General features: G+C 68.8%; 9 protein-coding genes and 1 pseudogene. 7 read left to right on the forward strand and 3 right to left on the reverse strand.

Features of this window, described 5'->3' with window-relative positions; genetic code table 11:
- The first annotated feature begins 29 nt into the window (after positions 1 to 29).
- Together ACH4TL_RS07260 and ACH4TL_RS07265 are read left to right on the forward strand one after the other, a co-directional pair.
- The gene (locus tag ACH4TL_RS07260) at positions 30 to 2,435 is read left to right on the forward strand and encodes a ricin-type beta-trefoil lectin domain protein (RefSeq protein WP_398310585.1); all 2,406 of its coding nucleotides are present in this window, start codon (positions 30 to 32) and stop codon (positions 2,433 to 2,435) included.
- Between the two features lie 67 nt (positions 2,436 to 2,502).
- On the forward strand, positions 2,503 to 4,488 hold the full coding sequence (locus ACH4TL_RS07265; RefSeq protein ID WP_398310582.1) for an alpha-L-fucosidase: 1,986 nt from the start codon (positions 2,503 to 2,505) through the stop codon (positions 4,486 to 4,488).
- Between the two features lie 24 nt (positions 4,489 to 4,512).
- Here ACH4TL_RS07265 and ACH4TL_RS07270 read toward each other — a convergent pair whose 3' ends face one another.
- A complete protein-coding gene (locus ACH4TL_RS07270; protein WP_398310579.1) occupies positions 4,513 to 5,223 on the reverse strand; it encodes a FadR/GntR family transcriptional regulator in 711 nt (236 codons plus the stop codon).
- Between the two features lie 309 nt (positions 5,224 to 5,532).
- On the opposite strand from ACH4TL_RS07270, the gene ACH4TL_RS07275 reads away from it, so the two are divergent.
- Positions 5,533 to 6,498, forward strand: a complete 966-nt coding sequence (locus ACH4TL_RS07275) for a glycoside hydrolase family 6 protein (protein WP_398310576.1) — start codon at positions 5,533 to 5,535, stop codon at positions 6,496 to 6,498.
- Between the two features lie 21 nt (positions 6,499 to 6,519).
- On the opposite strand, the gene ACH4TL_RS07280 is transcribed toward ACH4TL_RS07275, so the two are convergent.
- On the reverse strand, positions 6,520 to 8,538 hold the full coding sequence (locus tag ACH4TL_RS07280) for a right-handed parallel beta-helix repeat-containing protein (RefSeq protein WP_398310573.1): 2,019 nt from the start codon (positions 8,536 to 8,538) through the stop codon (positions 6,520 to 6,522).
- A gap of 39 nt (positions 8,539 to 8,577) precedes the next feature.
- The gene (locus tag ACH4TL_RS07285) at positions 8,578 to 10,509 is read right to left on the reverse strand and encodes a hypothetical protein (RefSeq protein WP_398310570.1); all 1,932 of its coding nucleotides are present in this window, start codon (positions 10,507 to 10,509) and stop codon (positions 8,578 to 8,580) included.
- 178 nt (positions 10,510 to 10,687) lie between these two features.
- On the opposite strand from ACH4TL_RS07285, the gene ACH4TL_RS07290 reads away from it, so the two are divergent.
- The 4 genes and pseudogenes from ACH4TL_RS07290 (at position 10,688) to ACH4TL_RS07305 (ending at position 15,366) form a co-directional block, all read left to right on the forward strand.
- A complete protein-coding gene (locus tag ACH4TL_RS07290) occupies positions 10,688 to 11,467 on the forward strand; it encodes a FadR/GntR family transcriptional regulator (protein ID WP_398310567.1) in 780 nt (259 codons plus the stop codon).
- Positions 11,468 to 11,865: 398 nt separating this feature from the next.
- Positions 11,866 to 12,828, forward strand: a pseudogene (locus ACH4TL_RS07295) (arabinofuranosidase catalytic domain-containing protein); the annotation flags it as partial.
- 183 nt (positions 12,829 to 13,011) lie between these two features.
- The gene (locus tag ACH4TL_RS07300) at positions 13,012 to 14,376 is read left to right on the forward strand and encodes a glycoside hydrolase family 43 protein (protein ID WP_398311592.1); all 1,365 of its coding nucleotides are present in this window, start codon (positions 13,012 to 13,014) and stop codon (positions 14,374 to 14,376) included.
- A gap of 75 nt (positions 14,377 to 14,451) precedes the next feature.
- Complete coding sequence (locus ACH4TL_RS07305; RefSeq protein WP_398310564.1) at positions 14,452 to 15,366, forward strand: alpha/beta hydrolase; 915 nt, start codon at positions 14,452 to 14,454, stop codon at positions 15,364 to 15,366.
- The last annotated feature ends 114 nt before the right edge of the window (positions 15,367 to 15,480 follow it).

Genomic DNA, 15,480 nt, shown 5'->3' on the forward strand with positions numbered 1-15,480 from the left:
GGACCTCCGACCTGCGAAAGGAAACCACCGTGTCAGCATTCAGCCGATTATTCCGGCGCCCGCGCGCCTCGACGGCCGTGCTCGCGGGCCTCCTCCTGACCGCCGGCGGCATCGTGGGCACGGCCGCCACGCCGGCCCAGGCCGCCACCTCCATCACGATCAACGGCGCGTCCGGCGGCCGGACCTTCGACGGCGTCGGCGCGATCAGCGGCGGGGGCGGCAACAGCAGACTCCTGATCGACTATCCCGAGCCCCAGCGCGGCCAGATCCTCGACTACCTGTTCCGGCCCGGCTACGGAGCATCCCTCCAGATCCTCAAGGCCGAGATCGGCGGTGACACCAACTCCACCTCGGGGGCCGAGCCGAGCCACCAGCACACCCGGTCCGACCTGAACTGCGACCGGGGCTACGAATGGTGGCTGATGGAGCGGGCCAAAGAGCGCAACCCGGACATCAAGCTGTACGGGCTCGCCTGGGGCGCGCCCGGCTGGATCGGTGGCGGGAACTTCTGGTCCACCGACACGATCAACTATCTGCTCTCGTGGCTGGGCTGCGCCAGGCAGCACGGGCTGAGCATCGACTACCTCGGCGGGTGGAACGAGCGAGGGTACAACGTCTCCTGGTACCAGCAGTTGCGTGGCGCGCTCAACAGCGGCGGCTACGGCAATGTCAAGATCGTCGCGGCGGACTCGGACTGGGCCGTGGCGGGCGACATCAACTCCAACCCGGCGTTCGCCGCCTCGGTGAGTGCCATCGGCACGCACTATCCCTGCGGCTACCGCTCCTCCCAATCCAACTGCTCGGTGCCGTCGGCCGCCACATCGTCCGGCAAGACGCTGTGGGCGAGCGAGAACGGCTCGGACGACTACAACGGGGGAGCGCAGGCCATGGCCCGCGGCATCAACCGCGGATACATCGACGGACGGATGACCGCGTACCTCAACTGGCCGGTGGTCGCCGCGCTCACCCCCAACCTGCCGTACCCCACCATGGGTCTGGCCCTGGCCTCGCAGCCGTGGTCCGGCTCCTACTCGATCGGCAAGAACACCTGGGTGATGGCACATACCAGCCAGTTCACCACCCCGGGGTGGCGGTACCTCGACGCCTCCAGCGGCTACATCGGCGGCAACCGCAACAACGGAAGCTACGTCTCGCTCAAGTCCGCCAACAACGACGACTACTCCACGGTCATCGAGACGATGGACGCCGGCAGCGCCCAGACGCTGAACTTCAACGTCACCGGGGGGCTGTCCGCCAAAACCGTCCACGTCTGGTCCACCGACGTCACGTCCGGGAACTCGGCCGACTACTTCGTGCACGCCACGGACATCACCCCGTCCGGCAGCGGTTTCAGTCTGACCGTACAACCCGGCCACATGTACACCCTCACCACCACGACCGGACAGGGCAAGGGCACCGCCGTCGGCCCCGGCCGGGGCCGACTGAGCCTGCCGTACAGCGACTCCTTCGACAGCTACGCCACCGGCACCGAGGCCAAGTACCTCATGGACTGGCAGGGCGCCTTCGAGGAGGTGGGCTGCGGCGGCGGTCGCGGCGGCAAGTGCGTGCGCCAGATGAGCCCGCAGAAACCGATCACCTGGGACGCGCTGTCCGATCCGCACGCCTTGCTCGGTGACGTGGGCTGGAGCAACTACACCGTCTCGTCCGACGTGATGCTCGAACAGCCCGGATACGCCGAGCTGATCGGCCGTGCCAACGCACAGGACTACAACAGCACCGGCGGGCTCAACGGCTACCACCTGCGGGTGAGCGACACCGGGGCCTGGTCGATCCTGAACACCAACACCGGCGGCAACGTCTCCACCCTGGCCCGCGGCACGCTCGCGGCGCCGGGCACGAACCGATGGCACACCCTGGCCCTCACCTTCTCCGGCACCACCATCACCGCCGTCATCGACGGTGCCACGGTCGGATCCGTGAACGACCGCACCTGGGCCGGCGGGCAGATCGGCTACGCGACCAGCCAGGGCGAGACGGCGCAGTTCGACAACCTGTCCATCACCCCCGGCAGCGGCGGGAACGACGGCACGACCGGCACGATCGTCGGGGCCGGTTCCGGCCGGTGCGTGGACGTGCCGAACCAGTCGCAGACGCCCGGAACCCAGGTGGAGCTGTGGGACTGCAACGGCGGAAGCAACCAGCAGTGGACGGACACCCCGGCCGGCGAGCTGCGCGTCTACGGCAGCCACTGCCTGGACGCCTCGGGCCAGGGCACCAGCCCCGGCACCAAGGTGGACATCTGGGACTGCACCGGCGGAAGCAATCAGAAGTGGACGCTCCATGCCGACGGCACGATCACCGGTGTCCAGTCCGGCCTGTGCCTGGACGCCACCGGTGCGGGAACGGCCAACGGCACCTTGCTCCAGCTATGGACCTGCAACGGCAGCAGCAACCAGAAGTGGACGCGCGGCTGATCCGGTGACCGGCTGACGATCACCGACTGCCGCACCGCCTACGCCAATTCCCCCGAGAGGCCCCCACATGTCTTCCTCTTCCCTGCCGCTCAGCCGGCGCCGACTGCTGGCGGCGGCGGCCGGCGCGGCCACGGCCTTCGGCCTGCTGCGGTTCGCTCCCGAGGCCGCCGCGACCGACGGCCCCGCAAGCTACACCCCGAGCTGGTCCTCCGTGGACCAGCACCCTCCGGCCCCGGCCTGGTTCCAGGACGCCAAGTTCGGCATCTACTACCACTGGGGCGCCTTCAGCGTTCCCGCGTTCGGGAACGAGTGGTATCCGCGCAACATGTACATCGGCGGCTCGGCCGAGAACCGGCACCACAACGCCACCTACGGCGACCCCTCGGCCTGGCCGTACCACAACTTCATCGACGGCGCCCGCGACAAGGCCGGCAAGTTCGTGCAATTCGCTCCGAAACTCGCCTCCCAGGGCGGCAAGTTCGATCCGGAGGCCTGGGCGCGGCTGTTCAAGGCCGCGGGCGCCAGGTTCGCCGGCCCGGTCGCCGAGCACCACGACGGCTTCTCCATGTGGAACAGCCGCTCCAGCCCCTGGAACTCGGTCCAGCGCGGCCCCCGACTCGACCTGGTGGGGCTGCACGCGCAGGCCATCCGCGGGCAGGGGCTGAAGTTCATGGCCTCGCTGCACCACGCCTACCACTTCAACGGCTACTACGACCACGTGCCGAACCAGTCGGACCCGAACCTGCGCATCCTCTACGGCCAACAGGGTTCGGCCGCGGAGAACAAGCTCTGGTACGACAAGCTGGTCGAGATCATCGACGGCTACCAGCCGGACCTGGTCTGGCAGGACTTCGACCTGAACCTGGTGCAGGAGTCCTACCGGCTCCAGTTCCTCGCGCACTACTACAACCAGGCGGTCGCGTGGAACAAGGACGTGGTCGCGACCTACAAGGACGGCCTCAACAACAAGGGTGAGGTCTTCGACTTCGAGCGCGGCGGCCCGGCAGGACTGCTCACACCGTACTGGCTGACCGACGACAGCATCTCCTCCTCCAGCTGGTGCTACACGGAGGGCATCGGCTACTACCCGACGCAGGCGCTGCTCCACTCGCTGATCGACCGGGTCAGCAAGGGCGGCAGCATGCTGCTGAACATCGCCCCGATGGCCGACGGCACCATCCCCTCCGGGCAGCAGTCCATCCTGCTCGCCATGGGCGACTGGCTCGGCCGCTTCGGAGAGGCGGTCTACGCCACCCGCGCCTGGACCAGTTATGGCGAAGGCCCCACCAAGATGGGCGGAGGCTCGTTCAGCGGACCGGTGGCCGGCAAACCACAGGACATCCGGTTCACCCGCAGCCGGGACAACAAGGTCCTCTACGCCACCGCGCTCGGCTGGCAGGGCGGCACCATGACCATCACGACGCTGAACTCGAACCAGATCAACCTCAGCAGCCTGACAGGCGCCACACTGCTCGACAACACCGCCGGCTCCTCCATAGACCTGCCCGCACCGACCCAGGATGCCTCCGGCCTGCACCTCACCATGCCCTCGTCCAACCCGCCGTTCAGTGCCCTGGCGTACACGGTCAAGCTCACCTTCTCCGGTGAGATCCCCGTCCTGGGCGCGCCGGGGGGCTCCACCACCTGGGTGAAGATCGCCAACGTGACCAGCGGACTGGTGCTCGACAGCGGGGGCAACGTCGCATCCGGCTCCAACCTCAAGCAGTGGAACTACGACGGGAGTACCAATCTGCAGTGGCAGCTGATCGACCTCGGCAACGGCTACTACCGCATCATGAACCGCACCAACGGCATGGCCGCCGACAGTTGGGGCGACTCCGCCAACGGCGCTCCGGCCCGGCAGGAGGCATGGAACGGTGGCAACAACCAGCAGTGGTCACTCAACAGCCTCGGCGGCAACCGCTACCAGATCATCAATCGGGGCACCGGTACCGCCCTTGACGGCAGTGGCAGCACCATGGCCGGCTCGACCGCGGTGATGTGGACTCCGAACTCCAGCACCAACAACGAATGGACCGTCACCGGCGTCTGAACCATCACCCAGGAGAACTGCCGGTCATTCTCGTACGGCGCCACTCCGTGTCTCGTCGTGGTCGAGGTGCTGACGCAGCCACTGCTCCGTCGTGCTCACATGCATCAGCGCCGCGGCCTCGGCCAGTGCGGAGTCCCTGCGCAGCAGGGCGGCGTAGATCGCCTCGTGCTCGGCGATGGTCCGGTCACCGGCATGGTCGTCGACCATGCCCCGCCAGACCCGGGCGCGCACGGTGCGGCTGGAGATGCCCTCCAGCAGCGTAGCCAGGGTCCTGTTTCCAGCGGCTGCGATCACCGCGTTATGGAAGGCGGCGTCGTGCTCGTTGAGCAGCTCGACGTCGTCGCGGACGGCCCTCATCGCGTCAAGGTGGTGCCTGATCTTGATGAGGTCGTCGTCGGAGATCCGGGTGGCGGCGAGCCTCGTGGCGACCGGCTCGAAGAGCCTGCGCACTTCGGTCAGTTCCAGCAGGGTGTCACCGTGGAGCAATTCCACCGCCGAGCCCAGCCCCTCGAGCAGCAGTGCGGGCTCCAGACTCGTCACATAGGTTCCGTCTCCCCGCCTGACATCCAGGACCCGCGCGACCACGAGCGCTCTGACCGCCTCGCGCATCAGATTCCTGGACAGACCGAGCTCTGTGGCCAGTTGTTGCTCGGGCGGCAGCTTGGCGCCCGGCGGCAGTTGGCCGGTCTGGATCATCTCCCTGATGCGTGCGATTGCCTTGTCGGTCAATGACATAGGCGGACTCCCATGTTGGGGGGCTGAAGAGCCTTGTCCCCGCCCCGTGAAGGGCGAGTCGTACGTCGGCCCTTGACAGTTCCACCAGCCCGCAACACGATACGTCCCACACCCCGAGCACTTTCAGCGCCATTGGGAGCGCTCCTCATGGGAGCGCTCCCAAATGTTCGCCCGCCGCCCTTCGGCCTGTCGTCCCCGCCGGGGAGTCGCCGCGCAAGGGCGCCTCGTATCACCGCACTTCCTCAGCGTGTCGCTCGCCGGTGACCGAGAGCGTGCGACGCATCCCTGCCAGGAAACCGAGGTACAGTCATGCGCCACGGACTCCGCGCCCTGGTGGCAGCGTTCTTCGCTCTGCCGCTGGCGCTCGCCCTCGCACCGTCCGCCCACGCCGCCGACCCGACCACCATGACCAACGGGTTCTACACGGACCCCGACTCCAGCGCGAAGCGGTGGGTCGCCGCCAACCCCGGCGACGGCCGGGCGTCCGCGATCAACGTCTCCATCGCCAATACCCCGATGGCCCGCTGGTTCGGCTCCTGGAGCGGCACCATCGGCACCGCCACCGGCGCGTACGCGGGCGCCGCGGACAATGCGGATAGACTGCCCATCCTTGTCGCCTACAACATCTACAACCGCGACTACTGCGGCGGGCACTCCGCGGGCGGGGCCGCTTCGCCGTCCGCCTACGCGACCTGGATCGCCCAGTTCGCCGGCGGAATCGCCAACCGCCCGGCTGTCGTGATCCTCGAGCCGGACTCCCTCGGGGACTACGGCTGCATGACCCAGGCCCAGATCGACGAACGCGAGGGCATGCTCACCGGCGCCCTCGCCCAGTTCAGCCGTCAGGCCCCCAACACCTGGGTCTACCTCGACGCCGGCAACCCGGGCTGGGCGGACGCGGCGACCATGGCCCGGCGCCTCCACGAAGCCGGCCTCCGACAGGCCCACGGCTTCTCCCTCAACGTCTCCAACTACTTCACCACGGCCGAGAACACCGCCTACGGCAACGCCGTCAACCGCGAACTGGGCGCCCGCTACGGCTACACCAAGCCGTTCGTCGTGGACACCAGCCGCAACGGCAACGGCTCCAACGGCCAGTGGTGCAACCCGTCGGGCCGCCGCATCGGCGCCCCCACCCAGCTGGGCGGAGGCGCCGAAATGCTCCTGTGGATCAAGACCCCGGGTGAGTCCGACGGCAACTGCGGCGTCGGATCCGGCTCCTCGGCCGGCCAGTTCCTCCCCGAGGCCGCCTACAAGATGATCTACGGCTACTGATGCTGTGTCCTCGGGCTCGGCCTAGCGGGCGGCGGGGGGCCGCTGGCCGGGCTCGATGCCGGCCCGGTCCATGACCTGTCGTGCGGCCGTCGGCCAGTTGCCACCGCTCACCTGGACGTTTCCGCGCAGGACGTTGTTGTGCGGGGAACCGGTCGCCACCTGGGTCGCGCCGCTGTTGTACCAGTTCTCCGAGAAGGTGCTGTCGTTGGTGTTGTTGGTGGGACCGGCGTTGGTGAAGGCCCACACCCCGGAGTCCCGGATCACGTTGTGCGACAGCGTCACGTACCGGGAGCCCTCGTCCAGATAGAGGCCGACGGTGTTGCGGTTGTCGTAGATGTAGTTGCCCTCGATGACGGTGCGGGGACTCGCCGACAGGTTGTACAGGCTGCCACCGTCGTGGAAGACCTTCTTGGTGCCGTGGATGAGGTTGTAGCGCACGGAGTTGTCCGACAACGTGGTCGGTGTGCTGTAGACCGGCTGGTAGTTGTACAGGCCCCGGTTCCTGTAGTCCGTGCTGCCGCCGGGGTCGTTGGCTCCCCAGCCCCATCCGGCGTCGATGCCGTCGTAGGCGAGGTCGGACACCTCGTTGTGCTCGATGACCGCGTGGGTGACGTAGGTGGTCAGGATGCCGGACATGTCCTTGTAGTCCTGGGCGACCCTGGTCACCAGATTGTTCTTGATCGTGATGTCCTTGTCGACCATCGCGGGGTTGGACGGGTGGTGGGCGTCGGGCTGCACACCGCCGGCCACGATGCCGGCGCCGGCGAGGTCGGTGAAGGTGTTGCGCTGGACGGTGATGTTCGACGCGCCCAGACCGACACCGGAGGCATGGGCGTTGGCGTCGTTGCCTATGCCGAGACCTACCTGGCCGAGATGGGTGAAGGTATTGCCGGTGAAGGTGATGCCGCGCGCGGCCGACACCTGTACGGCCGCGGGGATCTGGTGCCAGCTGTTGCGCGCCGCCTCGAACAGCGGGCAGCCGGACTGGCAGGACGTGAGGAAGTCGTTCGGCTGCTGGTGAGTGGCCGCGAGGAAGGCCCCGTTCTGCTGGTCGGCGTAGCCGATCGAGGTGCCCGGCTGGAGCCAGGTGGAGTACTCGAAACGGATGTTCTCGACGGTGATGTCGTGGGCCGGATTGTCGTAGGTGCCGCCGATCTGCATCAGCGAGGCGAGCTGCGGCAGCTCGACGTCGCTGTCGGCGGGATTCTTGCCGGGCGGTGCCTTGTAGTAGAGCTGGCCGGCGTCCTGGTCGAGGTACCACTGCCCGGCCGTTTTGAGGAAGGAGTAGGAGTTCTGGAGCATGAGGGTGCCGCCGGCGAAGGGCTTGGCGAGGGTGTCGTAACCCCAGTTGTTGTTGTTCCACGCCGGCTGCTGCATCGTGATGGTGGTGCCGTTGATGTTCTGGACGGGTGCGTAGCGGTCGGTGAAGGAATTCTGGCTCTCCACCTCGATCCGGTTCTGCCGGGGCAGTGAGGCGAGGTACTTCAGGTTCGGGTTGACGATGGTCATCCCGGTCTTGGTGACCTGGATGTCGTTGCGCGAGATCGTGATCGAGGCGCGGGGCGCGCCGGCGCCGTCGACGTAGAGCTGGCGCGAATCCGTTCCCTTCGGCACCGGTGCGGCGTAGATGTTCGCCGCCGCGTCGTGGACTTGCCAGCCGGTCACCCGCAGCGCGCCGGACAGGACGGGAGTCTGCCCGGGCCGCGCCCGCCAGGTGACGGTGTGACCGTTGCGTCCCGCGTCGGCTCCGGTCAGTCGTAACGGCTCTGCCAGGCGGTAGGTGCCGCCCATCAGCTCCACCACCACGTCGGACGTGCCGGACTGGGCCCGGGCGAGTTGCCGCGCCTTGGCGAGGGTGGCAACGGGGTGGTCGGCCGTGCCTGCGTCGCGGTCACTGCCTTCGGGGGACACCGTGATTCTGGCGACGGCCCTGGCCCCGGTGGCTGCGTGGGCCGCGGGGAGCATGGTCCCGGTGAAGGCCGTTAAGGCCGTGAGGGCCGCGGTGAGGGCGGCGAGTGCTCTTCCTGGTTGGCGGAACATGAGCATCCTCGGGGGTGAGAAGTTCGTGGACTTTCCTGGTCATGACGTCTCCTCGCCGTCCGGTCCGTCGAATGGCGTGCGACAGGACGGCGGACGGCTGTGCAGGTCGAGCCCGAGCGACAGGCGGATCCGGGTGGAACGCGGCAGATCCACGCGCAGCCACGGCCCGTCGACACGGGCCGTGGCGGAGGTGACGGCCGGTCGGCCGTGGCCGTAGTCGTAGAGACCGCCCATCCAGGCGGGGTCCTCGCACACGGTGTGGCACACGGTGCGCATGCTGTGTTCGGCGAACGCCCCCGCCTGCACGATCACCGATCGCGCGCCCTCGGGGTCGAGGTTGACCAGGTCGACCACGGTGGCCTCCGGGTCGACGCTCGAGACCAGGGCCGCGACCGAGGAGGGCAGACCGGGGCGCCGGGCGACGGCGTCGTAGTAGCGCACGCGTGCCTGTTGCAGGCCGCCGTTGTAGATGACTTGCGGTCCGCCCCAGGTCAGCTGGACCAGGGCCTCGGTGACCACCGGGTTCGACTGCTGCCACAGGTGGAGGTCGGCCTCGGGCACGTCCGCGCCGCGGTAGCGCTCCATCCGGGCCAGCCGGTGGCGTACCTGGGCCTGCGCGGCGGCCAGGATCCGCTCCGGGTAATCAGGGTTGTCGCCGGTGAGGAAGGCGAACCACGCTTCCTCGTGCCCGGCCTCCTCCTTGCTGCGGAAGGGGCGCACGGTGCGCCAGTCGTGCCCGCCGGCCGAGCGGAGCCGTTCGAGGCGTGCCCGGTCCGCGGCCGAGGCGGAGTGGTGCCACAGGGCGATCGGGACCGCCATCAGCATCGGGTTGTGGTCGAACCAGCCCCGGTCGGCGTACCGGAACGGCACATGGAGTGTAGGGGTGATCATGTCTTCGCGGAGTTGGACGGACCACTTGGACCGGAGGCTGGAGTCCGCCTCCGAGAAAGTCATGACCCTGCCCTGGGAGATGATCTCGTCCAGCGCGGGGCGGACCAGGTCCAGATAGGAGCCGTCGCCCGTGGCGGCCGCGCCCGCCAGGGCCGCGACCGTCGCGGCGTGCCCGACGCTGTACCAGCCGTGCGGCCAGGACCAGCCGTAGTGCCCGCCGTACCAGCGGCCGCCCAGCAGTCCGCCCACCGTGCCGTCCGGGGCGACGTTGTCGGGGAGGATCCCGCCGAGGGCAGCGGCGCGTTCGCGCCAGGCGCCCACGTACTCGGCGATCCAGTCGCGGTAGCGCGGATCACCGGTGAGGATCAGGGCGTTGAGGACGAGTCCCGAGGCGGCCAGGTTGACCGCGGTGTCTCCCGCCCCCATACGCCGCCGCATCTCGTCGCCCAGTCGCGGGTCGCGGCCGGGCGGCGGGGCATCGGCGCCGTCCGGCACCGTCCACTCCAGAGGGAAGCCGTAGGTCCGGGCCTCCTGGGGAAGCCAGGGGTAGGCGTCGCCGTCGAAGAGCCCCTCGCGGTCGGGATCGCTGCCATTGTGCGGCCGGCGGATGATGCGGTGTTCCGGGTCGTAGTTGCCGTGCCGGGGATCCACATAGAGGTCCGCGAAGCGCCGCGCCCGCTGTTTCCAGCGGTCGGGGGCGGCCATGCACAGGAAGTAGAACAGCAGCAGGCTTTCGCCCTGGTGGAACCAGTCGTAGCCGCGCTCGTACTCGTCTTTGAGCATGCCCAGTTCGGTCAGCTGCCGGGTGACTCCCTCCCAGTGCCGTTCGGCCTGGGCCAGCAGGTCCTCGTGCCCGCCGAGGAGGTAGAGCTGTGGCCAGTTGAAGAAGACCTCGTAGAAGTCGTCCGCGCCGTCGCGTGAACTGAGTCCGCCGGTGTACCGCAGTCGCCCGTCGGAGTCGGTGAAGTCATCGGCGAACCGGCGCCAGGCGTGGTCGAGCAGGTCGAACAGGGCACGCTGCGCAGTCGCCCAGCCCGGCGGCTCCAGCAGTGGTACCGAGGCCGTGATCACGGATCGCATCAGTGCTCCCTTCGGGGCAGGGCACCGGGCCGAGTTGGTCACACATAAGACCGCCCGTCTGGGGTGCCGTCAACGGGAGAGTCAGACATATTTTTCGAATATGGCCAGGTATATGCTTTTCAGGGATGGGGGCGGCCAGGATCGGGCGACTCCTCCCTGCGTCGAAGGAGACGAGCGGTTGGACGGAAAGCCCGTACCGGCGGCCGGTCACACGCCACCCCCGCAGCGACGCCATGCCGAGTCGACGGGCGCCTATCGCCCCGGGTACGAGCTCGTGGCCGAGCAGATCCTCGAACTCATCGCCGAGTCGCGGCTTCAGCCGGGTGACCGGATGCCGACGGAGCACGAGCTGGCCTCCCGCCTGGGCGCGAGTCGCACGGTGGTGCGGGAGGCGGTGAAGATCCTCTCCGCGATCGGGCGGGTGCGGGCCCAGAAGGGGCGCGGCCTCTACGTGACGGATGACGAGGGCCTGCTGGGCTCCTCGCGCTGGGGGAGCCCCTTCCTGCCGACCGACCTGGAACACGTCTACCAGCTCTTCGAGTTCCGGCGAGTGCAGGAAGCCGCGGCGAGCCGGTTGGCCGCCGCCCGGGCGACCCCCGTCGAGCTGCGTGCCATCGAGACCGCGGCGGAGATGTGCCGGGAGGGGCACGTGACGGGGCAGCGGGCCTTGTTCGACCGCGGTGACGACGACTTCCACATCGGCATCGCCACCGCCTCGCACAACCCGTTCCTCGTCGCGGCGGTACGCGAGGCGCGCCGGTTGCAGCGCCAGTCCAGCACGATCGGACTGCACGGCACGGTCGGAGGCCATGCCGCGGAAGCCGTGGACGAACACGCCTCGATCTGCCGGGCCATCAGGGACGGCGACCCGGAGGCGGCGGCTCGGGCCACCATGACCCACCTCGACAACACGCTCGAGGACTACCGGCGCGAGATCCAGCGCCGGGTCTTCGGCTGACCTGCCCGCCGACCGCAGCCGGGCGGGCCGGCATCCCTCTCGTCACCGAGAGGGTTGACAAACCTCGGGGCCGCTCTACGATCCTGGCTATCCGAGAGTACGACACATGTTCGACATATCGAATGTCGTGTTGCTCGTGGGCTCCGCAGCCGCGTACAGGGTTCAGGTGTGATTTGTCATGCGCATGATCTGACGCGCCTGCGATGTGGCCGCTCACCGGCCCATCGTCGACGCGTCCCTCCAAGAGGAGAGCCATGCAGCCTTCGTCAGCATCCCCGCCGGCGCCACAGCCCCGCAGCCGGCATTCATCCGCAGGTGTTGCCGCACGCTCGGCGCTGATGTCGATCGCGGCACTGGCGACCGCGTTCACCTGGCCGGTACCGGCGTCGGCGGCCGCCACCGGGCCGTGCGACCTCTACGCCTCGGGCGGCACCCCCTGCGTGGCCGCGCACAGCACGGTCCGCGCGCTCTACGGGGCCTACGGTGGCAAGCTGTACCAGGTCAGGCGTTCGTCGGACAACGCCACCCGGGACATCGGCGCCCTCGGCGCGGGTGGCGTCGCCAACGCTGCCGCCCAGGACTCCTTCTGTTCCGGCGCCACCTGCGTGGTCACCGTCGTCTACGACCAGTCCGGACGCGGAAACGACCTGTGGTACCAAGGGTCCGCTCAGGTCCCCGGCTCAAGCCAGAGCAGCCCCGCGAAGGCGACGTCCGAGTCCCTGACCGCCGGTGGCAGCAAGGCGTATTCCCTGTACATCAACCCCGGCAACAGCTACTGGCGTGACGGCCACGCCACCGGCATCCCCACCGGCAGCGCCCCCGAGGGTATGTACATGGTGACGAGCGGGACGCACGTCAACAGCGGCTGCTGCTTCGACTACGGCAACAGCGAGACCACGCGGAAGGCGGACGCCGCCGGAGCCATGGACGCCATCAACTTCAGCACCTCGTGCTGGTTCGGCGGGTGCTCCGGCCGCGGCCCATGGGTCCAGGCGGACCTCGAATGGGGCCTGTATCCGGGGGGAAGCCAGTCCTGGAACCCCAAGCAGCGGGCCTTCACCAGCAAGTTCGTCACCGCCACCCTGAAGAACAACGGCACTTCCCGCTTCGCCATCAAGGGCAGCGATGCCCAGTCCGGCGGCCTGACCACCCTCTGGGACGGCGCCCTGCCAGGCGGCTACAGCCCCATGAAGAGGCAGGGGGCCATCGTCCTGGGCAGCGGTGGCGACTGCTGCAAGCCCGGCGGCGGCGCCAACCTCAGCGCCGGGACCTTCTACGAGGGCGCCATGGTGGCAGGCTATCCGTCCGATCAGACGGAGAACGCCGTCCAGGCCAATGTGGTCGCCGCCGGCTACCGCTGACCAGCTCGTCTTCCCCTCGGAGCGGCCGCCGCCCTCGTCCTGCTCGCGGCGGGCGCGCTCGTGACCGCCGCCCCTCCGCGTCAGCCAGCGCCCCTGGAGCCGACGATGACCTACCCCCGGCCGCTTTCGCCGGCGTTACCGCTTTCGACCAGCAGGAGACTCAGGCGAGCCGTCGCCTGGGTGGTGGGCCTCATGCTCGCCCTCGCCGTCCCCGCCGTGGTCCAGCCCACCGCGGCAAGGGCGGACAACCCGATCGTGCAGACCATCTACACCGCAGACCCCGCCCCGCTGGTCCACAACGGCCGGGTGTACCTCTACACCGGGCACGACGAGGACAACTCCACCAACTACACCATGAAGGAATGGCGGGTCTGGTCCTCCGACGACACGGTCAACTGGACCGATCACGGCTCCCCGCTCGACCTGTCCTCCTTCAGCTGGGCATCCTCCAACGCCTGGGCGGGACAGGCCGTCTACCGCAACGGCAAGTTCTACTGGTACGTGCCGATGACGGACCGGGCGACCGGCCGGATGGCCATCGGCGTGGCCGTGGCCGACAGCCCCACCGGGCCGTTCCGTGACGCCCTCGGTCATCCCCTGGTGGAGAACGGCCAGTTCGACCCGACGGTCTTCATCGACGACGACGGCCAGGCATACCTGTACTGGGGCAACCCGGACCTGTGGTACGTCAAGCTGAACGCGGACATGACCTCCTACGCGGGCAGCCCCACCAAGATCCCGCTCACCACCGCGGGCTTCGGTACCCGTACGGGAGACGCGGGCCGGCCCACCCTGTTCGAAGAGGGGCCCTGGGTCTACAAGCGGGGCGGCCTGTACTACAACGTCTTCGCGGCCAAGTGCTGCCCGGAGTTCATCGCCTATTCGACCGCCCCCGGCCCGACCGGGCCGTGGACCTACCGAGGCACGGTCATGCCCACCCAGGGCGGCAGCTTCACCAACCACCCGGGGATCATCGACTTCAAGGGGAGTTCCTACTTCTTCTACCACAACGGCGCACTCCCGGGCGGGGGCGGCTACACGCGCTCGGTCGCCGTGGAGAGGTTCTCCTACAGGTCCGACGGCACGATCCCGACGATCAACATGACCAACGCCGGGGCGCCTCAGGCCGGCACGCTCGATCCGTACACACGTCAGGAAGCCGAGACGATCGCCTGGGAGTCCGGGGTCGAGACCGAGCCGTCCGGTGACGGAGGGCTGAACGTCGGATACATCGACAACGGCGACTACATCAAGGTCAAGGGCGTCGGATTCGGCGCGGGTGCGTCGTCCTTCACGGCACGTGTGGCCTCGGCAGTCGGCGGCAGCGCCGTCGAACTGCGCCTGGGCGGCCCCAGCGGGACGGTGGCGGGCCGGTGCGGTGTGCCGAACACCGGTGGGTGGCAGACCTGGACGACGGTGTCCTGCCCGGTCACCGGCGCGACGGGCACCCAGGACCTGTATCTGAGGTTCACCGGCGGCAGTGGCTATCTGCTCAACATGAATTGGTGGCGGTTCACCGCCGCCTCCGCGGCGACGGCGTCGAAGTAGCGCCGCGCCAAGGTGTTCGGGTGACTGGACCCCGGCCACCACATCACCCTCATCATCCACCACCAGGAGTCATCGATGTCGATGCGACGGCGCACCTTCCTCGGCACGGCCGCAGCGGCCGGCGTGGGCTTATCCGCGCTCGGCGGCACAGCGGTCGCCGGCACCGCCACACCCCGGGCGGCTTCCCCGCGGCAGGCGCCCACCCAGAAGTTCCCCATCGGGGTTCGGCAGTACAACTGGTCCCGCGGCGGGCGCCAGCTCCTCACCAAGATCTTCTACCCGGCCGCCACCGGCAACCCGGGCGGCACCCCCGTCCCGGACGCCCCTCTCGCCAGCGGCGTCTTCCCCATCGCCGAGTGGAGCCACGGCATGGGGTGCAACTCCGACTGCTACTCCTCGCAGACCCACGACCTGGCCGCCGCCGGTTTCATCTGCCCCGCTCCCTCGTTCTCCGACAACACCAACATCGGCAGCGTCTACAACGGCAACTGGTCGAAGGACGTCTCCGAGGTCATTACCCGGACACTGGCGCTGAACAGCGCGTCGGGCAGCCCGTTCGCCGGACACATCGACACCAGTACCGGTGTCGGCGTCTCCGGCCACTCGATGGGCGGGATGACCACCCACGGCCTGCTCACCGCCTGGCCGGACAACCGCATCGTCGCCGCCGTCCCGGTCGCCTGCGTGGACATGGGCAACCCCGCCGGCCTCAAAGCCAAGGTGCTGTTCATCCACGGCAGCAACGACGGGACCTGCCCCATCAGCTCGGCACGGCAGGCGTACAGCGAACTCCCCGCGCCCAAGGCGTTCCTCACCCAGAACGGTGCCGACCACGGCTCGTTCCTGACGCCGCAGTACCCGTACTACGCCCAGACGGAGAACACCTTCCTGGACTGGTTCCGCTGGGGCCTGTACGGCGACACCGCCGCCCGTGACCGCCTCCGGGGCGACGCCACCAGCAACGGAACGTCCTGGGTCACGGCCCTGTGACAGCGACGAACGACAACTAGCCCTGCCCGCTGCGGCAACCGTAGCGGGCAGGCGTCCGCCTCCATGGCAGATGCGCCTCGTCGGCACGCCGGACCTGGGGGCGCCACTCGCGCT

Source organism: Streptomyces sp. NPDC021115 (assembly GCF_044333065.1).
Classification (GTDB): Bacteria; Actinomycetota; Actinomycetes; order Streptomycetales; family Streptomycetaceae; genus Streptomyces.